Consider the following 22,183-nt stretch of genomic DNA (forward strand, 5'->3'; position numbering starts at 1 on the left):
GAACTTAAAAGATCGGGCGGTTTCTATTATTTTAAATCACGTAATAATTGATTAATTTCTACTTTACTTGTTGTTTTGTGGTCAACTTTTTTAACAATAATTGCAGAGTACAAATTATATTTTCCATTTTTTGATGGCATACTCCCTGAAACTACAACAGAATTAGCAGGAATTTTTCCATAAGAAATTTCTCCTGTTTCTCTATTGTAAATTTTAGTGCTTTGCCCGATAAAAACTCCCATAGATATTACGGACCCTTGTTCTACAATTACTCCTTCTACAATTTCAGAACGAGCACCAATAAAACAATTATCTTCAATGATAGTAGGGTTATTTTGCAAAGGTTCTAGCACACCTCCTATACCTACCCCCCCAGATAAATGTACATTTTTTCCAATTTGTGCACATGACCCTACGGTCGCCCATGTATCTATCATAGTTCCTTGATCTATATATGCACCTATATTTACATATGATGGCATAATTACTGCATTATAATTAATAAAAGAACCATATCGAACAGTAGCTGGTGGTACTATGCGAACTTTATCTTGTTCAAAATTTTTTGTGGTATATTTGTTATATTTTAGTGGAATTTTATCGTAATAATTAGTATTTTCGCATAAAAAAATATTATTTTTTGTAAAATATATATATAATAAAATCGCTTTTTTTAACCATTGATGAGTAATCCATACATTATCTTTTTTTTCTGAGACACGTACCTCTCCTTTATTCAATAAGCTGATTATATAATTTATAGTTTCATAAGTTTCTGTTTTAATATTTTTAAAATTAATTTCATTTTTATATTCATAAGCATTTTCAATTATTTTTTTAAATTTTTTCATTCTAAATCAACCTAATTTATTATATTTAATTTATATTTATAAAAACACAGATTTTGTTTTATTAATTATTCAAACTAGGAAGTATTTTTTCTTGTTGTTGCCATGTTAAAATATCGCATCCATAATCTGTTACTAATATAGTATGCTCATATTGCGCAGATAATGAATGGTCTTTTGTTTTTACAGTCCAACCATCTTTCATGCATTTTACTTCTGATTTTCCTGTATTTACCATAGGTTCAATAGTAAAAATCATTCCTTTTTTTAAAATTATTTTATTGTTATTTTTATAATGTAATACATGCGGTTCTTCGTGAAATGAAGATCCAATACCATGTCCGCAATATTCTTTTACAACTGAAAAACCGTTACTTTCAACGTAGTTTTCAATTTTTTCTCCAATTTTAAATAGTGGTATTCCTGGTTTTATTAAATTTAAAGATGCATAAAGACTTTCTTGTGTTACTTTGCATAAACGTTTAGATAAGATGCTTGGTTTTCCTACAAAAAACATTTTTGAAGTATCTGCATAATAATTATTTTTAATAACGGTAACATCAATATTAACTATGTCTCCTATTTTTAAAATTTCATTTTTATCTGGAATACCGTGACATACAACATCATTGACAGAAATACAGACAGATTTTGGAAAACCATGATACCCTAAACATGCTGGAATAGCGTCATTTTGTTTAATAAAATTATGACAAATATTATTTAATTCCTCTGTACTGGTATTTGGTTGAACATATTCTTCAATCATTTCCAGTACTTTAGCAGCTAATTTTCCAGAAATTCTCATTTTTTCTATTTCTAATTCGTTTTTTATCATACAATTCATAATATTTAACCAATTTAGATGTATTAAATTCATTTATTTAAATTATAGTTTATAAAATTTGGTTATAAAAATTTTTGTTTTCTATTTAATTGTTTTAATTTAAAAAAGTAAAATACATTTATAATTATTACTGATCTTAAAGATTGAAGTATGATATATTTATTCGATTTATTAAATATATTTAATATGATATAAAAAATAAAAATATTTATCCTTTTTACATTAAAAGTTGTAAGATTATTCATCTTATTAAATGTTTATTTTTAAAATTTTTTCAAGGAGTTGTTATGAACATAGTTTCAATGAGAGATATGTTAAAAGCAGGAGTACATTTTGGACATCAAACTCGGTATTGGAATCCAAAAATGAAACCATTTATTTTTGGCTCTAAAAATAAAGTACATATTATTAATTTAGAAAAAACTCTCCCAATGTTGCATTTTGCTTTATTAGAGTTAAAAAAAATATCTTTTAAAAAAGGAAAAATATTATTTGTTGGTACAAAGAGAGCTGCTAGTAGAAAAATCAAAGAAACAGCAATAAATTGCAATCAATTTTATGTTAATCAACGTTGGTTAGGAGGTATGCTGACTAATTGGAAAACGGTACGTCAGTCTATTAAGCGTTTAAAAGATTTAGAGATGGAATCTAAAGATGGAACTTTTTTAAAGCTTACCAAAAAAGAAGCATTAATACGAACACGAGAATTATCTAAATTAGAAAACAGTTTAGGTGGCATAAAAAACATGGGAGGTCTTCCGGATTGTTTATTTGTTATCGATGCTGCTCATGAACATATTGCAATTCAAGAAGCAAATAACTTAGGTATTCCTGTTTTTGCTGTCGTAGACACTAATTCTAATCCTGATGGTGTTGATTATATAATACCTGGAAATGATGATGCAATTAGATCTGTGGCATTATATTTAAAAGCCGTTACAATGAGTATTTGTGAAATAGATTCTGAAAATTCATTAACGACAGGACTAATAAATTCGAAAGAAAATATACATATTTAATAAATATGTATTTATTTTTTAAAAATTAAAGAGATTATATTTATGACTGAAATCACTGCTGAATTAGTGAAACAATTAAGATTGCGTACAGGTATTGGTTTGATGGAATGTAAACGAGCATTAATCGAAGAAAATGGAGATATTGAATTATCAATTGATAATTTAAGAAAATCGGGGAAAATGCAAGCTTTAAAAAAATTAAAAAATACCACAAATCAAGGTTTAATATTTTCCAATGTTCAAAAGAATATTGGAGCTATAGTCGAGTTAAATTGTCAAACTGATTTTGTAGCGAAAGATAATTTATTTATTTCATTAGGAAACGAAATAATATTAACGGCACTCTCTAAGAGAATCAAAAAGATTTGTGACATTAATAATTATTTTAAAACAAAAATAACAGAATTAATTATTAAATTTGGTGAAAACATTAAAATTAATCGATTTTGCATGATTGAGGGTGATAATATAGGTTCTTATGTACATGCAGGTCGTATTGGTGTATTAGTAAACGCTAATAATTTAAGTAAAGATATCTTAAAAAATATTGCCATGCACATAGCTGCAAGTAAACCTGAATACATTAATCCTAATGAAGTACCTAAATCTATTTTCGAAAGAGAGTATAATATTCAACTTGAATTAATAAAAAATTATAAAAAATCTACTTATATATTACAAAAAATAGTAGATGGCCGTATGAACAAATTTATCAATGATATTTCACTTGTCGGTCAAAATTTTATAATGAATCCAAATAAAACAGTTGGTCAAGTATTAAACGAAAATAATGGAACTATTATTGCTTTTATTAGGTTTGAAATTGGAGAAAATGTCAACAAATAAAAATATTAATTATATAGTAATATAATTTTTTAAATAAAATTTTTTATTTTTAAATATTTAAAATATATTCGGATCAAAAAAAATGTCTACCAATACAAAATTTATATACCCCCGTATTTTATTAAAAATAAGTGGAGAAGTATTACAAGGAGTGAATAAATTTGGTATTGATGTGAATTCTTTAAAAAAAATAGCTAAAGAAATAAAATTAGTATTAAATATCGGTGTTCAAGTAGGTTTAGTTATTGGCAGTGGAAATTTATTTCGTGGAGCAACTTTGTCTGAAATTGGTATAAATAGAATAGCTTCCGATCATATTGGTATATTATCAACGATTATTAATAGCTTAGCAATGCATGATATAATGCACTATTATTCTGTTCGGTCTTATGTCATGTCAGCTATATCAATGAATGGTATATGCGAGACTTATACTTATAAACGCGCAATCAAACTTTTGTGTAATAATTATGTGGTAATTTTTGCTGCTGGCATAGGTAATCCTTTATTTACTACTGATTCTGCAGCCTGCTTGCGTGGAATCGAAACACAATCAAATATTATTTTGAAAGGAACAAAAGTCGATGGAGTTTACTCTAAAGACCCAAATAAGTATTCTAATGCAATTCTTTATAAAAAGTTGACGTATAGAGATGTACTTAGAAAAGAATTAAAAGTTATGGATGTATCTGCTTTTTCTTTGGCTAGAGATCATAATTTGCCAATTCGAGTTTTTAACATTAATAAACCTAACTCTTTATATCGTATTGTCACAGGATATGATGAAGGTACTATTATTACTAAATAAAATATATCAATATGTTTGAAATTATCATAAATTTTTAGATCAATGTAAAATATCTTATTAAGAATAAATTTAATAATATAATATATCCTATAGGTAAATATGTGATTAACCAGCTTTATATTACAATCAATCAAAAAATGAAAGTCTATATTAAAAACTTTCAAATTCAAGTAAATAATATTAGAACTGGAAGAGCTTCTCCAGAGTTACTTAATAATATATATGTTGAGTATTTCGGATCTAAAGTCCCACTACGTCAAATATCTAACATAGTCGTAGAAGATTATCATACCCTTAAAATAAATATATTTGACAGTGCTAATACATCTTTAGTTAATAAAGCTATTTTAAATTCAAATCTTGATTTAAATCCAGTGATACATGGAAAGGATATTATTGTACCAATACCAGGATTAACAGAAGAAAGAAGAAAAAATCTTATTAAAATCGTTAGAAGTGATGCAGAAAATACTCGTATTTACATACGAAATCTCCGAAGGGATGCGAATGAAAAAATTAAAGCTTATTTAAAAAATAAAATTATTGGCGAAGATCAAGAATACAGCTCATACAACAAAATCCAAAAAATGACAGATATGTACATCAAGGAAATAGAAAATATCTTAATTTTAAAAGAAAAAGAACTTATGCAATTTTGATTTCAAAAAAAAGTAATGTTTATATCTTACATTATAAATAAAAACGTTTTTATAATAAAAAATTTTTATGAAAAAAATAACAATTTTAGGTTCGACTGGTTCAATTGGAAATAATACAATATCTATTATTAAAAAACATCCTGATTTATTTAAAATAATTGCATTAGTTGCAAATAAAAATGTCTCTATAATGTTAGAGCAATGTAAATGTTTTTCTCCTAATTGGGTTGCTATGAAAAATGAAAAATCTGCAGATATACTGAGAATAAAGTTAAAAGAGAAAAAAATTAAAACACAGGTTTTATCTGGAAAAAAAGCAATTTGTGCATTAGCTGCTTTAGAAGAGAATGATTGTGTAGTATCTGCCATTGTTGGAATGGCAGGTTTATTACCTACTTTATCGGCTATATACGCTGGAAAAACAATTTTACTAGCCAATAAAGAATCTCTTATTACTTGCGGTTATATATTTATGAATGCTTTGTCTTCGCATAAAGCTAAAATCATTCCTATTGATAGTGAACATAATGCTATTTTTCAAGTTTTACCTCAATTTTTGCAAAATAATTTAGGAAAAGTTAATCTAAAAAAAAATGGAGTTAAATCTATTATTTTAACTGGATCAGGTGGTCCATTATATAATTTAAAAAAGAAAGATTTACGTTTTGTTACACCTAAACAAACATGTATCCATCCAAATTGGTCTATGGGAAAAAAAATATCAGTAGATTCTTCAACTATGATGAACAAAGGCTTGGAATACGCTGAAGCACGGTGGTTATTTAACGCTTCAGCTAATGAAATTGATATTGTAATTCACCCCCAATCAATTGTTCATTCTATGGTAGAATATATCGATGGATCAGTTCTAGCTCAACTTTCACTTCCAGATATGAAAGTTGCGATTTCATATGCAATGGCATTTCCTAAGCGTATTGTATCTGGATCTAATTTTTTAAATTTGAAAAAATTAAAGAATTTAAATTTTTTTGAACCAGATTTTCTACAATTTCCATGTTTAAAACTAGCAATTGACGCATTTTCTTCTGGTCAATCAGCTATGACAGTTTTAAATGCTGCTAATGAGGTTTCTGTATCTGCTTTTTTGAGTTCAAGAATTAAATTTAATGAAATTTTTCAAATAAATAGTGATATTTTAATGTCTTCTTCTTTTTTAGAGCCTACTTCTGTTGAAGAAATTTTAGAAATTGATAAAAAAACTAGAATAAAAACAGAAAAAAAAATATTATCTTTAGCACATTAAAAAATTAATAATGTTTTTTATTTTAAATAATTTTATTTTAAAAGAGAAAATATATGTAATGTTATATAAGTACATTCCATCTGGAGTAAAGTTTAAAAGAAAAATACCCCGTCATATTGCCATTATTATGGACGGAAATGGAAGATGGGCGAAAAACAAAGGGAAAATACGTATTTTTGGTCATAAAGCAGGTTTTAATGCAGTTAAAAAAACAGTTAAATTTGCTATTCAAAATAAAATAGAAATATTAACGTTATATACTTTTAGCACTGAAAATTGGAAACGTCCGAAACTTGAAATTACATCTTTACTTAAATTATTTTTATTTGCATTAAAAAATGAGATGCAACATTTAAATAAATATAATATTCGCCTCAAAGTCATTGGTGATATAACTTCTTTTAATAAAGAATTGCAATCTTACATTGATCATGCAGAAAAAATAACTTCAAATAATAATGGTTTAATTTTAAATATTGCTGCGAATTATGGTGGTAAATGGGATATAGTAGAGGGTGTAAAAAAAATAGTTACTGATGTGCAAAAAGGATTTCTATGTATTAATCAAATTAAAGAAGAAATATTTTCTCAATATTTATGTACCAATAGTTTGTTGCCAGTAGATTTAGTAATTAGAACTGGAGGTGAAAAAAGAATTAGTAATTTTCTATTATGGCAAATAGCATATTCTGAATTATATTTTACTGACGTTCTTTGGCCGGACTTTAATGAATTTATATTTCAAAATGCAATTAACTTTTTTAGTAGTCGAAAACGTCGTTTTGGGAAAATTATTAAAAATTAAAGACATTTTTAATATTATCTAAATTTTATAAATATTTTTTTGATAATCATTAGTATTATTAAAATTTTATTTTTTATTTCTTAATTTCTTTTAGATTGTATATCATAAATATACAAAGTATTAGATCTATTGCAGGAAAAATTGCAATAATGTTAATTAAAAAATTTTTTATACTTTTTTTAATGTTTTTTAGTATGAATATTTATTCAAAAAATGTATGGACTATAAAAAACATTGAATTTCAAGGGTTAAGATATTTTTCAAAAGAAAAAGCATTAAAAAATATTTTATTTAATGTTGGTAGTGAAATATCTAAAAATGATATTCAAAAAATTATTAAGTCTTTATTTAAAACCGGTAAATTTGAAGATATTAAAGCATTTTTTTCAGAAAAAACACTGATCTTTAAAATAATAGAACGACCTTTAATTTGTGATATCAAAATTTTAGGCAATCATATAATTAAAAATACTGTTGTTAATAAATATCTTAATCAATTAGGTATTAAAGTCGGTAAACAATATAATCCATATTTAAAAAATATATTTATGCAAAATATAAAAAATTTTTATCACCATATTGGAAGATACCAAGCAAAACTTAAATTATTAATAACTTTTTCTTCAAATAATAGAATTCATCTAAAAATATTGATTGATGAAGGAAAGTTACTACAAATAAATAGTATTAAAATTATTGGAAATAAAAATTTTTCTCGAGATAAAATAATTTCTTTATTTCAATTGCAAGATTATAAACCTTGGTGGAATTTTTTAGAAAAGCATGTTTATTATTCTGATCAATTAGAAAAAGATTTAAATAATTTAAATAAATTTTATTTAAGTAAAGGATATTATTATTTTCATATAGATAAAAAAACAGTTAGTTTTTTAAAAGGACAAAATAAAGTAGATATTACTTTATACATTTCTGAAGGAAATAAATATAAAATTAATTGTTTTTTTGTTAATGGTAATGTATTCCAGTATTATGAAAAAATTAAAAGTCTTATTAACCTTAATAATAATGAATTTTATAATAAAGAAAAAATTGATTTAATAGTTCAAAAAATTAAGTATTTTTTATCTGAAAATGGATATATTAACTCTCAAATTTCAATTGATCCTAAAATAAATTTTCGAGACAAAACTATAATTTTAAATTTTAATATAAATATCAATCAACGTTATTTTGTGAATAAAATATCTTTTAGAGGAAATGAGTTAACTCAAGATATAGTTTTACGTCGTGAAATAAAACAAATGGAAGGTAAATGGTTTAATTTAAAATTAGTTGATTTAGGTAAAACATCATTAGAAAAAATAAAATATCTTCATGATGTTGAAATTATAAAAGATTTTTTACATAGTAAACATAATGCAGTTGATATTACCTATGTATTAAAAGAACATCCTACTGGAACTGTGAACTTCGGATTAGGTTATGGTAAAGATAGTGGGTTAAGTTTTAATGCTTCTATTTCAAAAGATAATTTATTTGGATCTGGAAATTCTTTTAAAACTAGTATTATTAAAAATGATAATCAAAAATATTTAGATCTATTGCTTACATATCCATATTTTTTTGATAATGGTACAAATTTAAATACTAGATTATTTTATAATGACTTTAAATACCATCTGGATGATATGTCAAATCTTACGAAGAAAACAGTTGGATTTGAAAGTGATTTAAGTTTTTTAATTAATGATTTTAATAGATTTAATATAGGTTTTGGATATACGCGTAATAGTTTAGTTAATAAAAATAGTATCATTAATAAAAAAGATTCAATTCACCGCGTTGATAAAAAAAATTTTTTAAGTGATAAAACTGAAATAATTAATGATCAATTTTTAGAAAATAGTTTAGTCAATGATTTTACTTTAAATTATTCATTTCTACATAATACTTTAAAAGATTTTTATTTTCCTATTTCCGGTAATCAAACTTATTTGAGCGGAAAAAACACTATTCCTGGTTCTGATAACAATTTTTATAAATTTTTACTAGATACTGAACAATATATACCCCTAGATGAAACAAATAAATTTATATTTTTAGCTCATTTTAGAGCTGGTTTTGGAGATAGTTTCAATCAAGAAAAATTACCTTTTTATGAAAATTTTCATTCAAATAATTCAAATAATATTCGTGGGTTCCGTGTTAATACCATTGGTCCAAAAAAAAGTTACACTATTAAAAATGTAAAAGAATGTCTTGGATATAAAAATAATAATTCTTGTGAGTCTTTAGATGCAATTGGTGGAAATGCTATGGTTATTGCTAATTTAGAATTAATTGTACCAATTCCATTTTTTAAAGAAGAGTATACAAATGTTCTTAGGTCTTCATTTTTTTTAGATGCTGGTAATATTTGGGATACTCGATTCATACAAAAAAAAGATACTTCTAGTTTAAAGTTTTTAGATTTTTCTAATTTAAAAGATATTTACGCTTCAATTGGTTTTGCTTTGCAATGGTTTTCCCCTATTGGTCCATTAACATTTTCTTATGCTTATCCTATTCAAAAAAATGAAAATAATCAGTTAGAAGCATTTCAATTTAACATTGGTAAAAATTGGTAATTAAATTTAATTTAATCGAATAAAATATATATTTAATTCCTAAAAATATTTTTTAAAAGGCAAATATTTTGAATTATAATTATAATATTTTATATATAAAAAAAATTTTGAAAATTTTACCACATCGGTATCCTTTATTATTAATTGATAGAATTTTAGATTTTAAAATATTTCATTATTTAAAAGCATTAAAAAATTGCACGATAAATGAACCTTTTTTTCAGGGGCATTTTTTAAAAGATCCTGTTTTTCCAGGTGTTTTAATTATTGAAGCTATGACTCAAGCAGCTGCTATTTTAATATATAAGAGCATAAAAGGAAGTTTAAATATAAATAAATTATATCATTTTGTTGGAATTGAAAATGCGAGATTTAAAAAAAATATTATTCCTGGAGATCAGATATTTATTGAAGTATTTTATTTAGAAAATAAAAGAAATTTAATTAAATTTAAAGTCATTGCAATAGTAAATAATAAAAATATTTGTCATGCTACTATTCTTTTTTATAAAAAAAACAATATTAAGTAAAATGTTTTATATTAAATTTGGAATATAAATGAGTGTACCAAAATTTGTTCATCTTCATGTGCATAGTGATTATTCGATATTTGATGGACTATCTAAACCGGAGGATCTAGTAAAAAAAGCTATTTCTTTAAGAATGATGGCTTTAGCAATTACAGATTTTAGTAATTTATATGGTGTAATAAAATTTTATAACTCTGCACATAAATTAGGATTAAAACCTATTATTGGTGCGACAGTAAAATTTATTTCAGAATTTATAAAGAATGATTTAGTAGAGTTAACTATATTAGCTGCAAATCAAGAAGGATATAAAAATTTAATTTCATTAATTTCTCGCGCTTATACAAAAGGATATATTAATAATAAATGTGTAACAATAGAAAAAAAATGGCTTGCAGAGCACAATAGCGGACTAATATTACTTTCTGGAGGATGCCAAGGTGAAATTGGAAAAATTTTATTGCGTAGTCAGTCTTTATGTATATCGTCTTGTTTGAAATTTTATGAAACATATTTTCCTTCTTCTTATTATTTAGAGTTAATACGAACAGGTAGAAAAGATGAAGAAAAATATTTACATCTAGCTGTAGATTTATCTTATTCTAAGAGTATTCCAGTAGTTGCAACAAATGATGTTTGTTTTTTAAAAGAAGAAGATTATAAAATTCATAAAATTAGAATTGCAATTCATGAAGGGGAAATCTTAAAAAATTCTAAAATTCAAAGTAACTATAGTAAACATCAATTTTTAAAAAGTGAAGAAGAAATATTTAATCTTTTTTCTGATATTCCTGAAGCATTAGCTAACAGCGTAGAAATCGCAATACGTTGTAATGTTTTTATATCTTCTGGTAAGTATTTTTTGCCTCAGTTTCCGACAGGTGAAACAAGAGCTAAAGATTATTTAATTACACAAGCTAAAAAAGGATTAAAACAACGTTTAAAAGCATGTTTTTCTAATGTTAAAATAGATAGTAAAATTTACTTAAAATATCAAAATCGTTTAACTATGGAATTAGATATAATAAATAAAATGGGTTTTCCTAGTTATTTTTTAATTGTTATGGAATTTATACAATGGGCAAAAAATAATAATATTCCAGTTGGACCTGGTCGAGGTTCAGGAGCAGGATCATTAGTTGCATATGCATTAAATATAACAGAAATAGACCCTTTATTATTTAATTTATTGTTTGAACGTTTTTTAAATCCAGAACGCATTTCTTTGCCTGATTTTGATATTGATTTTTGTATGGAAAAAAGAGATAAAGTAATCGAACATGTTGCAGATAGATATGGTAGAAATGCAGTAGCTCAAATTATTACTTTTGGAACAATGACTGCAAAAGCTGTAATTAGAGATGTAGGTAGAGTTTTAGGTTATCCTTACGGATTTATTAATAATTTATCTAAGTTAGTACCTTTAGATCCAGGAATAACACTTGATGAAGCTTTTTCTAAAAAATCTGAATTATATAATCTTTATCAAAATGATGAAGATGTAAAAAAACTAATTGATATCTCTAAAAAATTAGAAGGAGTTAATAGAAATATTGGAAAACATGCCGGTGGTGTTGTTATTTCTCCTACTAAAATTACTGATTTTTGTCCATTATATTGCGACGAAAATGGGAAAAATCCTATAACTCAATTTGACAAAGATGATATTGAGTATGTTGGTTTATTAAAGTTTGATTTTCTTGGTTTACGTACATTAACAACTATTAGTTGTACGTTAAATATGATTAACGCAAAGTTATTTCCAGATAAAAAAGAAATTAACATTAACTCTATTTCTTTAGATGATAAAAAATGTTTTGATTTGCTAAAACAATGTAAAACTACAGCTATTTTTCAATTAGAATCTTATGGAATGAAAGATTTAATCAAAAGATTAAAACCAGATTGTTTTGAAGATATTATTGCGCTTTTAGCGCTTTTTAGACCTGGACCATTACAATCAGGAATGGTGGATAATTTTATAAATCGAAAACATGGACATGAAAAAATTTCATATCCTGACAACAAATGGCAACATGTACTTTTAAAACCGGTGTTAGAATCAACTTATGGAATTATTTTATATCAAGAACAAGTGATGCAAATCGCTCAAATTTTAGCAGGTTATACTTTAGGAAAAGCTGATATTTTAAGACGAGCCATGAGTAAAAAAAATGCACAAGATATGGCAAACCAAAGAAAAGCTTTTTTAGAAGGATCTAAAAAAAATGGTATTAACATTAAATTAGCAATAAAAATTTTTGATTTATTAGAAAAATTTGCAGGATATGGATTTAATAAATCGCATTCTGTAGCTTATGCTTTAGTGTCTTATCAAACATTGTGGCTAAAGACATATTATCCTTCACAATTTATAGCTTCTACTATGAATTCCGATATAGATAATATAGAAAAAATTATAACTTTAGTACATGAGGCATTTAATATGAAATTAAATATTATCCCGCCTAATATCAACTTAAGTAAATATGAATTTTACGTTGATAATTTTAATAATATAATTTACGGTCTTGGAGCTATAAAAGGAATAGGTGAAAATTCAATAAAAAGTATCATTGAGGAAAGAGAAAAAAATGGTTTATTTCATGATTTGTTTGATTTATGTACACGCTCTGATCCTAATAAAATCAATCGAAGGATATTAGAAAAATTAATTATGTCTGGCAGTTTAGATTCTATTAATAAAAATAGAAATGATTTGCTTAATTTAATTGAAGATGCTATTAAAGTTGCCAAAGAACATATAAAAATTAAAAATAATCGACAAGCCAGTCTTTTTGGTGGATTTCAAAATGAATTACATATGATAAAAAAAAATCATTTATCTCAATCATTGTATTCTGAATATGATCAATTAAAAAATGAATATCAAGTCTTAGGTTTCTATCTCACAGCACATCCTATCGATCAGTACAAAGAAGAATTACAATACTATGTAGATAATTTACAAAGTTCGATATTAAAATCTAGCAATAATAATCAAATATTTTTCGGAGTAGTAATTTCAATTAAAATAAAAATGACAAAAAATAAAAATAAAATAGTTATATTAGTATTAGACAATTATACGAGTCGTCTAGAAGTGATAGTTTTCAAGAAAATATTTAATACATTTGAAAAACTAATTAAATTAAATGAAATTTTAATAATCAGAGGGATGATAGAACCAACTAAAAATTCAAAACTAATAGCATATGATATTATAAATTTAGTGTTAGCAAGAGAAAAATATGTTAAAAAATTAATTATTATGTTTTCGAAAAAAAAAGATAAATTTTTCTTAGAAAAACTATATCAATTATTAGAAAAACAAGATAAAGGAAGTATTTTCGTTGATGTCTTTTTTAAAGAAATGCAGTCTTCTTTAAATTTAATAACAAAAATGAATTTTAATATTACTATTAATAATGAATTTTTACATGAGTTAAAATGTTTAGTTGGAACAAATAATATAAAATTAAAATTTTATTAAATTATTTTTTAATGCTTTAATTTTTGTTTCAGAAAAAAAATAATATCTTTTATATTAATAAGAATATTTGCTTTGCTTTTTCTTTCTCGGTATTCAATTTTCTCTTCATTGATATAACGCTGACTAATAATAATTTGATGTGGAATACCAATTAAATCTATTTCATTAAACATGATACCTGGTCTTTTATCTCGGTCATCTAAAATTACATCTATTTTTTCATTTTTAATTATTTCATATAGTTCTTCTGTAATTTTTTTGATTTTTTTACAATTATTTATATTAACAGGTAAAATAGCTACTTCAAAAGGAGAAATACAATTCGGCCAAATGATACCTTTATTATCATGATTTTGCTCGATTATAGAAGCAATAACCCGTGTTATTCCAATCCCATAACATCCCATATGCAAATTTTTTTGTTGTCCAAACTTGTCTTTGACTAATGTATTCATTTTTTTAGAATATTCTGTTTCTAACTGGAATATATGTCCAATTTCAATACTTTTTTTAATCTCTAAAGATTGTAATCCATCTGGTCCTACATCGTTCTTTGTAATATTTCTAATATCAACAATAGTTGGAATAGGAATGTCTATATTCCAGTTTACATTAATAAAAAATTTTTCATTAATATTTGCTCCAATAGTAAAATTTTTCATATAATATACTGAAACATCAGCAAATATTGGGATATTTAAGTTTAAAGGTCCTAAAAATTTTTTTTTGACACCTATTAATTTAATTGTTTCTTCTTCATTAATAAATTGTAATGGTTTTGAAAAAATATTCATTTTTTCTATTTTAAATAAATTTAATTCATGTTCTTCACGTATTAATAAAGCTGCAAATGAAGAATCTTGATTTTTATCTATTCGAATTAAAATAGTTTTTATTAAGTTTCGAATAGGATATTGAATTTCATGAATGTTTTTAATAGATTTTATACTTTTAATTATATTATGAATATTTTTATTGTATTTTTTAAAAAAATTAATAGACTCTATTGATTGAGCTGTATTGATATTAGAAGAATATGATGTATTTTTTGAGAATACTATTGTGTCTTCGCCATTATCAGATAAGGCTTGAAATTCATGAGAAATTTTACCACCCATTGATCCGGAATCAGCATTAACTACTCGAAATTGAAGGTTCATTTGGTTAAATATACTAATATAACTTTGATAAAAGTTATCATAAGTTTTTTGTAGGCAATCTTTACTCATATGAAAAGAATAGGCATCTTTCATAGTAAATTCACGTGCTCTAATAATTCCAAATCGTGGTCGTATTTCATCTCTAAATTTAGTTTGAATTTGATATACGATTAATGGTAGTTCTTGATATGAACGGATTTCATTTCCAATCAAATAAGTCACAACTTCTTCATTAGTTGGACCTAATATAAATTTTTGATTACGTCGATCAAAAAATTGTAATAATTCTTTTCCATATATGTTTAAACGACCACTTTTTTCCCATAGTTTTTTAGGTTGTATGATAGGCATAGAAATTTCTAAAGCATTTATTTTTTTCATTTCACGAGCGATAATTTGATTTACTTTTTTTAGTATCTTTAAACCTGTTGGAAGCCAAATATATAAACCTGAAGATAATTTTCTGATCATTCCACTTCTAAGCATAAGTTGATGACTAATTATTTTCGTATCATGAGGAATTTCTTTTAAAGTTAGTAGTAAGTATTGGCTTGCTCGCATATATTAAGATCTCAATAAAAATAAAAAGTTATTTAAAAATTAAAACATTTATTTTAATTATCAATACTAATTCTATTATATAATAGAATATTTTATAAGATATTTTTAATACTTTTAAATTTTAAGCATTAATTAGGTTGTATTAATAAAATATTCAAATGAATGTATTATGTTTTTTCTATTAATTCCTTATTAAATAAAACAATTATAATGGTTAAAAATATTTACAATGAATCGTGATATGCATGAAGAAAAAACTGAACAACCAACTGAGCATCATATTAAAAAATCTCGAAAAAAAGGAAAAACAAGATATTCTCGAGAGTTAAATTCTTTGTTAATTTTAATAGTTGGATTGTTAAATTTATGGTGGTTTGGAGATTTAATTGTACTTGAATTTAAAAAGATTTTATCTAATAGTTTTCACTTTAATAATAATATTATTTTTAATAAGCAAAACATTTTATTAAATATCTTTGTTTCTTTAAAAAAAATTTTTATTATTTTTACTCCATTTTTAGGATCTTTATTTTTTATAATTATAATACCTGCTATTTTTTTTAGTGGTATTCAATTTAATTTAAAATCATTGAAATTTAATTTAAAAAAATTAAATTTAATAAACGGATTAAAAAGAATTTTTTCTTTAAAAATATTCTTTGAGTGTTTTAAAAACATGTTAAAGTTGATTTTTATTGGAATTATAGTTTTATGGTACTTGTGGTTGCATTTTACTGAAATATTATTTTTTAACATTAAAGATATTTTTTCTGCTTTTTCCTTTGGATTTGATACTATTATTCGTTGTTGTATTTTAACAATATTAGGATTAGTTCCAATTGTCGTATTTGATATTTTTTGGAATCAGTTTCAACACTATAAACAATTAAAAATGACTCATCAACAAATTAAAGATGAATTCAAAGAACAAGAAGGTAATCCACATTTAAAAGTTAGAATTCGCCGTCAAATGAAAGAAAATTTTCGAAGAAGAATGATTTTAAATATTCCTAAATCTGATGTCGTTATCACTAATCCCATGCATTATTCTGTAGCACTTAGATATGATGAAACAAAAATGAATGCCCCTAAAGTAATAGCAAAAGGTATAGGTAATTTAGCTGTTCAAATACAGAATGTTGCTAACAAAAATGATATTCCTATAATTTCTGCACCTGCATTAGCTCGCTCATTATATCGTTATGCAGAAATAGGACAATATATTCCTGGTCCTCTTTATAAAGCTGTTGCTGAAGTTTTAGCTTGGGTCTGGAAAGTAAGGAAATGGAAAAAAGAAGGTGGAATTTTTCCAGAAAAACCAAAAAACATATTCGTTCCATCAGAATTAAATTTTACAGGGGAAAGAGAAAGTAATGGTTAATTTTTCTTCTATTTTTCATATTATAAAAAAGTTTAAAAATACTCAATGGAAGGTATTAGCGGGTCCAATACTGATTTTAATTATTTTATCAATGATGGTTTTGCCACTAGCACCCTTTATTTTAGATGTTTTTTTTACCTTTAATATTGCTTTATCAATCATAATTTTACTTGTTTCTATGTTTACTAGAAAAACTTTAGATTTTGCTGCTTTTCCAACTGTTTTACTATTTTCAACATTATTAAGACTAGCGCTAAATGTTGCATCTACTCGAGTAATTTTTTTAAATGGACATACAGGAACTTATTCAGCAGGTAGGGTAATTGAATCATTTGGTCATTTTTTAGTAGGTGGAAATTTTGCTATTGGTATAGTTGTATTTGTAATTTTAGTCATTATTAACTTTATGGTAATTACAAAAGGAGCAGGTAGGATAGCAGAAGTTGGAGCGAGATTTATATTAGATGCTATGCCTGGAAAACAAATGGCAATTGATGCTGATTTAAATGCAAATTTAATAGGAGAAGCAGAAGCTAAAAAACGTCGATTTCAAATCACACAAGAAGCTGATTTTTATGGATCTATGGATGGAGCAAGTAAGTTTGTACGAGGAGATGCAATTGCTGGTATTTTAATCATGGTGCTTAATATATGTGGTGGATTAATTATTGGTGTATTTCAACATAATATGTTATTGACTAAAGCTGCAGAGGTATATACTTTATTAACTATAGGAGATGGCTTAGTTGCTCAAATACCTGCTTTAGTAATTTCTACTGCTGCTGGTGTAATTGTCACTAGAGTTAGTACTAATCAAAATGTTGGAGAACAAATGATTAGTCAATTATTTTGCAATTCCCAAGTTATCTTATTAAGCGCTATCGTTTTAGGTATACTTGGTTTAGTTCCTGGAATGCCAAATATAATATTTCTAATATTTACAATTTTTTTATTTTTTCTTGCTTGGAGATTAAATCAAAAAAAACATAGTCTTAATAACGATATTGCATCGAATTCTAAAAGCCAATATAAGCCTATTTTAAATTCAACTTCTGAAGCTTCTTGGAATGACGTTGAACTAGAAGACCCTATAAGAATAGAAATAGGGTTAAATTTAATTCCTATGTTAGATATCAAAAATAATTCTGATTTGTTAGAAAAGATCCGAATTGTTCGTAAAAAAATTGCTAAAGAAATTGGATTTCTTCCTCCTTTAGTTCATATTAAAAACAACATGAATTTAACTAAAAATGCATATCGTATTTTTATTAAAGGTATAGAATTAGGTAATGGAGAATGTTCATATAAAAAATTGATGGCAATTTCTACTGGGAAAGAAATAGAATCATTACCGTTTAAGAAAGTTAATGAACCTGCTTTTGGTTTATCCGGTTATTGGATCGATAAATCATTTAAAATAGAGGCAGAAAAAAAAGGATATTCTGTAGTTGATTCAACCTCTATTATTGCTACACATCTCAATTCTCTAATTTCTCAAAATATTAATGAATTATTTGGTCGTTATGAAACTCAGCAATTATTAAATCGAGTAAATTCAGAAATACCTAAGTTAACTGAAGATTTAATACCGAATATAATTGATCTTACAACTTTACATAAAATTTTAAAAAATTTAATTGTAGAAAAAGTTCCAATAAGAGATATGCGAACTATTTTAGAAACATTATCAGAACATGCTGTTAATCAAAAAGATGCAAATAAGTTAACTAGTATTGTTCGAATATCTTTAAGTAAAGTTATAGTACAGAAATTATTTTATAAAAAAAATATTATTGAAATTATCGTTTTGGAATCAAACTTAGAACAATTACTATTAAACAGTGTGAAAGGAGATGAAATTAATATAGAACCAGGTTTATCTGAAATTTTATTATTAAAAACTAAAGAAGCGATTGAAAAGCAAAAATTAATAACAGCTCCCATTGTTTTGTTAGTGCCTCATGCTTTACGATCATTTTTATCTAAATTTTTACGTATACATTTTTCAGAATTAACTGTTTTATCTCAATTTGAAATAAAAGAAACAAATAAAATAAAAGTTACTAATATAATTGGAAGTGTATAATTTTTTAAAATACAGATTGGTGTGGTTTTAAGTGGTACGCTTTATTAGTACTACATTATTTCCTCACCTTACTGATATTTTAAAAAAAAATTTTATTTTTACATTTTTTTTAATATCTTTATCCCTAAAATGTTAAGGCCTTTTTTTAATGTTTTTGCTGTTAAAAAAGATAATTTTAATCTACTTTTTCGGGTTTTAATTTTTTTAGCAAATAAAATTGAACAATTTTCATAAAAATTTGAAAAATATGTTGCTAATTCATAAAGATAATTACACATAACATGTGGGGTTCCCTTTTTTTCTATAATTAAGATAATTTCTTCAAATTCTAATATTTTAATTGCTAATTTAATTTCGCTATTGTTAGTTAGATGAATTTTTTCTGAGAATTTACGTATTTGTATAGTAGATTTTTTTAAAATAGATATAATTCTTGTATAAGCATATTGTATGTACGGTGATGTATTACCTTCAAAATTTAACATTGTATCCCAATCAAATATATAGTTAGTATTTCTATTTTTAGATAAATCAGAGTACTTTACTGCGCTTATTCCTATAATATTTGCTAGCTTGACAAGTTTTTTTTTAGGTAAATTAGGTTTTTTTTGATAGATTAAATCTTTAGCCCTATTTATTGCTTCGTCAAGCAGTTCAGTAAGTTTAATAGTATTTCCATCGCGTGTTTTAAAAGGACGTTTATTTTTTGATAACATCATTCCGAATGTATGATGTTCGAATAATAAGTCTTGAGGTATATAATCAGCTTTTCTACAAATAGTCCATATTTGGAGTAAATGTTGGTGTTGACGAGCATCTGTATAATATATTATGCGATTAGCGTGTAATTTTTCATATCGATATTTTAGACATGCAATATCGGTAGTTGAATATAAAAAAGCTTTATCTTTTTTTTGAATAACTACTCCCATAGGCTCTCCGAGTTTATTTTTAAATTCATTTAAAAAAATCATAGTAGCTCCGTTTTTTTCTATAGCTATTTTTTTTTCTTTAAGATCTTTTATAATATCTGAAAGCATGTCGCTATATAAACTTTCTCCCATCGTATGTTGTTTTTTCAATGTAATATTCAGTTTTTCATATATTTTATAATTATGATTCATTGTGATCTTAACTAGTTTTTTCCAAGTAGAATAACATTGATCATCTCCACTTTGTAGCTTCACTACATATTTTCTTGATTCTTTTTCAAAATCTTTATCTAAATCACATTTTTCTTTTGATTTACAATAAAAATTTTCAATTTCTTTTAAAGAAATAAGGTTTTCTTTTAATTTTTTTTCTAACTTTTTATATTTTAAATATGCGAGTAACATTCCAAATTGAGTACCCCAATCTCCAATATGATTAGCTCTAATTACATGGTGTCCTAAAAACTCTAAAGTTCTTACTGTAACATCTCCTATAATTGTAGATCTTAGATGTCCTACATGCATTTCTTTAGCAATATTTGGAGAAGAATAATCTACTACTATCGTTTTTCTAGAACTAACATGTTTAACGCATAAACGAGATGAAATAAATAATTTTTCTAATTTCTCTGATAACCATTTTTTTTCAATAAAGATATTTATAAATCCTGGATAAGAAAATATAATTTTTTTATATATATTGTTTTTTTCAATAAAAAAAATTATTTTTGTATATAAATTATATGGTTCAATATTATTTTTACTAGCTATTTTGATTAAATTATCGACTTGATAATTTCCGAATTCTATTTTTTTTGTAGCAACAATTAATGGTTCATAATAATTTTTAAGGTTTATTTTAATTAAAGCTTGTTCAATGTCTTTTTTTATTATATATTTTATATTCATTTGAAACCTTATATTAATTTAAAATTTTAATAATAATTAAAACTATAATTAAGACAACTATTATTTTTTTTAAAAATGAAAATAATTGATAAAATAATTTCAATTATAAAAGTATTAAATACTGGTAATATCGTATTTTATAGTTCATGATGCTTTATAGTTCATAGTAATCGTATTATAATAAATTTTTCAATAAAATATTAATTTTTTAGATAATTAAAAAATTATTCTTAAAATAAATAGTAAATCTTTAAATAATTCTATTTTAATATTAAAAAAAACTAAATTTATAATTAATTTCATTAAAAGGTTGACAAGATCTAAAAAAAAATGTAATCTCTTATTTAAATCTTTAAAAGTAACAGCGCTCTTTAAAAAAATATTAGATAATTTGTGTGGGCACAAAAAATTAAGTACAAATAAAACTTATTTATTTTAAAATCTCTTAAATTTATTTAAGAGATCGTTTCAAAAATTGAAGAGTTTGATCATGGCTCAGATTGAACGCTGGCGGCAAGCCTAACACATGCAAGTCGAGCGGCAGCGAAAGAAAGCTTGCTTTCTTGTCGGCGAGCGGCAAACGGGTGAGTAATATCTGGGAATCTACCCAAAAGAGGGGGATAACTACTAGAAATGGTAGCTAATACCGCATAAAGTTGAAAAACCAAAGTGGGGGACCTTTAGGCCTCATGCTTTTGGATGAGCCCAGAGGAGATTAGCTTGTTGGTAAGGTAAAAGCTTACCAAGGCAACGATCTCTAGCTGGTCTGAGAGGATAGCCAGCCACACTGGAACTGAGACACGGTCCAGACTCCTACGGGAGGCAGCAGTGGGGAATATTGCACAATGGGCGAAAGCCTGATGCAGCTATGCCGCGTGTATGAAGAAGGCCTTAGGGTTGTAAAGTACTTTCAGCGGGGAGGAAAAAAATAAAACTAATAATTTTATTTCTTGACGTTACCCGAAGAAGAAGCACCGGCTAACTCCGTGCCAGCAGCCGCGGTAATACGGAGGGTGCTAGCGTTAATCAGAATTACTGGGCGTAAAGAGCACGTAGGTGGTTTTTTAAGTCAGATGTGAAATCCCTGGGCTTAACCTAGGAACTGCATTTGAAACTGAAATACTAGAGTATCGTAGAGGGAGGTAGAATTCTAGGTGTAGCGGTGAAATGCGTAGATATCTGGAGGAATACCCGTGGCGAAAGCGGCCTCCTAAACGAATACTGACACTGAGGTGCGAAAGCGTGGGGAGCAAACAGGATTAGATACCCTGGTAGTCCATGCCGTAAACGATGTCGACTTGGAGGTTGTTTCCAAGAGAAGTGACTTCCGAAGCTAACGCATTAAGTCGACCGCCTGGGGAGTACGGCCGCAAGGCTAAAACTCAAATGAATTGACGGGGGCCCGCACAAGCGGTGGAGCATGTGGTTTAATTCGATGCAACGCGAA

General features: G+C 25.5%; 15 protein-coding genes and 1 rRNA gene (1 of these 16 cut by a window edge). 12 read left to right on the forward strand and 4 right to left on the reverse strand.

The genetic code is table 11. The annotated features are described in order from the left end of the window. Nucleotides 1–26: 26 nt before the first annotated feature. Both dapD and map read right to left on the reverse strand, forming a co-directional pair. Nucleotides 27–851 (reverse strand): 2,3,4,5-tetrahydropyridine-2,6-dicarboxylate N-succinyltransferase, encoded by an 825-nt coding sequence (dapD, locus tag D9V63_RS01175; protein WP_158368633.1) that lies wholly within the window; start codon nt 849–851, stop codon nt 27–29. 61 nt (nt 852–912) lie between these two features. Then, entirely contained in the window at nt 913–1,695 is a 783-nt protein-coding gene (gene map, locus D9V63_RS01180; RefSeq protein WP_158368635.1) for a type I methionyl aminopeptidase, read from the reverse strand. A gap of 287 nt (nt 1,696–1,982) precedes the next feature. Here map and rpsB point away from each other — a divergent pair, with 287 nt between their 5' ends. From rpsB to dnaE, 9 genes are all read left to right on the forward strand, one after another. Beyond that, nucleotides 1,983–2,714: a 30S ribosomal protein S2 gene (rpsB, locus tag D9V63_RS01185; RefSeq protein WP_158368637.1), complete on the forward strand. Its 732-nt coding sequence runs from the start codon at nt 1,983–1,985 to the stop codon at nt 2,712–2,714. A 42-nt stretch (nt 2,715–2,756) separates the two neighbouring features. After that, on the forward strand, nt 2,757–3,560 hold the full coding sequence (gene tsf, locus D9V63_RS01190; RefSeq protein ID WP_158368639.1) for a translation elongation factor Ts: 804 nt from the start codon (nt 2,757–2,759) through the stop codon (nt 3,558–3,560). An 82-nt stretch (nt 3,561–3,642) separates the two neighbouring features. Further along, complete coding sequence (gene pyrH, locus D9V63_RS01195) at nt 3,643–4,368, forward strand: UMP kinase (protein ID WP_158368641.1); 726 nt, start codon at nt 3,643–3,645, stop codon at nt 4,366–4,368. A gap of 101 nt (nt 4,369–4,469) precedes the next feature. Beyond that, nucleotides 4,470–5,027: a ribosome recycling factor gene (gene frr / locus D9V63_RS01200; protein ID WP_158368643.1), complete on the forward strand. Its 558-nt coding sequence runs from the start codon at nt 4,470–4,472 to the stop codon at nt 5,025–5,027. Between the two features lie 67 nt (nt 5,028–5,094). After that, a complete protein-coding gene (gene ispC, locus D9V63_RS01205) occupies nt 5,095–6,291 on the forward strand; it encodes a 1-deoxy-D-xylulose-5-phosphate reductoisomerase (RefSeq protein ID WP_158368645.1) in 1,197 nt (398 codons plus the stop codon). 58 nt (nt 6,292–6,349) lie between these two features. Beyond that, the gene (gene uppS, locus D9V63_RS01210) at nt 6,350–7,096 is read left to right on the forward strand and encodes a polyprenyl diphosphate synthase (RefSeq protein ID WP_158368647.1); all 747 of its coding nucleotides are present in this window, start codon (nt 6,350–6,352) and stop codon (nt 7,094–7,096) included. 194 nt (nt 7,097–7,290) lie between these two features. Continuing rightward, on the forward strand, nt 7,291–9,684 hold the full coding sequence (bamA, locus tag D9V63_RS01215; protein WP_261979549.1) for an outer membrane protein assembly factor BamA: 2,394 nt from the start codon (nt 7,291–7,293) through the stop codon (nt 9,682–9,684). A gap of 68 nt (nt 9,685–9,752) precedes the next feature. Beyond that, on the forward strand, nt 9,753–10,214 hold the full coding sequence (fabZ, locus tag D9V63_RS01220; protein ID WP_158368651.1) for a 3-hydroxyacyl-ACP dehydratase FabZ: 462 nt from the start codon (nt 9,753–9,755) through the stop codon (nt 10,212–10,214). Nucleotides 10,215–10,242: 28 nt separating this feature from the next. Beyond that, nucleotides 10,243–13,707, forward strand: coding sequence for a DNA polymerase III subunit alpha (gene dnaE, locus D9V63_RS01225; RefSeq protein ID WP_158368653.1), 3,465 nt, complete (start codon nt 10,243–10,245; stop codon nt 13,705–13,707). A gap of 8 nt (nt 13,708–13,715) precedes the next feature. Here dnaE and D9V63_RS01230 read toward each other — a convergent pair whose 3' ends face one another. Continuing rightward, on the reverse strand, nt 13,716–15,428 hold the full coding sequence (locus D9V63_RS01230) for a proline--tRNA ligase (protein ID WP_158368655.1): 1,713 nt from the start codon (nt 15,426–15,428) through the stop codon (nt 13,716–13,718). A gap of 229 nt (nt 15,429–15,657) precedes the next feature. Here D9V63_RS01230 and flhB point away from each other — a divergent pair, with 229 nt between their 5' ends. Then, the gene (gene flhB, locus D9V63_RS01235) at nt 15,658–16,809 is read left to right on the forward strand and encodes a flagellar biosynthesis protein FlhB (RefSeq protein ID WP_158368657.1); all 1,152 of its coding nucleotides are present in this window, start codon (nt 15,658–15,660) and stop codon (nt 16,807–16,809) included. Then, nucleotides 16,802–18,895, forward strand: coding sequence for a flagellar biosynthesis protein FlhA (gene flhA / locus D9V63_RS01240; RefSeq protein ID WP_158368659.1), 2,094 nt, complete (start codon nt 16,802–16,804; stop codon nt 18,893–18,895). The genes flhB and flhA overlap by 8 nt, the downstream gene beginning before the upstream one ends. A gap of 98 nt (nt 18,896–18,993) precedes the next feature. On the opposite strand, the gene argS is transcribed toward flhA, so the two are convergent. Beyond that, nucleotides 18,994–20,736 (reverse strand): arginine--tRNA ligase, encoded by a 1,743-nt coding sequence (argS, locus tag D9V63_RS01245; RefSeq protein WP_158368661.1) that lies wholly within the window; start codon nt 20,734–20,736, stop codon nt 18,994–18,996. Nucleotides 20,737–21,208: 472 nt separating this feature from the next. Between argS and D9V63_RS01250 the strand changes: the two genes are divergently transcribed. Then, nucleotides 21,209–22,183, forward strand: a 16S ribosomal RNA gene (locus D9V63_RS01250); it runs 574 nt beyond the window's last position.

This window comes from Buchnera aphidicola (Aphis nasturtii), assembly GCF_005083345.1.
GTDB lineage: Bacteria > Pseudomonadota > Gammaproteobacteria > Enterobacterales > Enterobacteriaceae > Buchnera > Buchnera aphidicola_R.

Coding starts and splice junctions, on each gene's coding strand:
- bamA (WP_261979549.1), top strand. CDS start 7,291: ATGAATATTTATTCAAAAAATGTATGGACTATAAAAAACATTGAATTT.
- D9V63_RS01230 (WP_158368655.1), bottom strand. CDS start 15,428: ATGCGAGCAAGCCAATACTTACTACTAACTTTAAAAGAAATTCCTCAT.
- dapD (WP_158368633.1), bottom strand. CDS start 851: ATGAAAAAATTTAAAAAAATAATTGAAAATGCTTATGAATATAAAAAT.
- map (WP_158368635.1), bottom strand. CDS start 1,695: ATGAATTGTATGATAAAAAACGAATTAGAAATAGAAAAAATGAGAATT.
- flhA (WP_158368659.1), top strand. CDS start 16,802: ATGGTTAATTTTTCTTCTATTTTTCATATTATAAAAAAGTTTAAAAAT.
- ispC (WP_158368645.1), top strand. CDS start 5,095: ATGAAAAAAATAACAATTTTAGGTTCGACTGGTTCAATTGGAAATAAT.
- tsf (WP_158368639.1), top strand. CDS start 2,757: ATGACTGAAATCACTGCTGAATTAGTGAAACAATTAAGATTGCGTACA.
- dnaE (WP_158368653.1), top strand. CDS start 10,243: ATGAGTGTACCAAAATTTGTTCATCTTCATGTGCATAGTGATTATTCG.
- flhB (WP_158368657.1), top strand. CDS start 15,658: ATGAATCGTGATATGCATGAAGAAAAAACTGAACAACCAACTGAGCAT.
- rpsB (WP_158368637.1), top strand. CDS start 1,983: ATGAACATAGTTTCAATGAGAGATATGTTAAAAGCAGGAGTACATTTT.
- argS (WP_158368661.1), bottom strand. CDS start 20,736: ATGAATATAAAATATATAATAAAAAAAGACATTGAACAAGCTTTAATT.
- uppS (WP_158368647.1), top strand. CDS start 6,350: ATGTTATATAAGTACATTCCATCTGGAGTAAAGTTTAAAAGAAAAATA.
- pyrH (WP_158368641.1), top strand. CDS start 3,643: ATGTCTACCAATACAAAATTTATATACCCCCGTATTTTATTAAAAATA.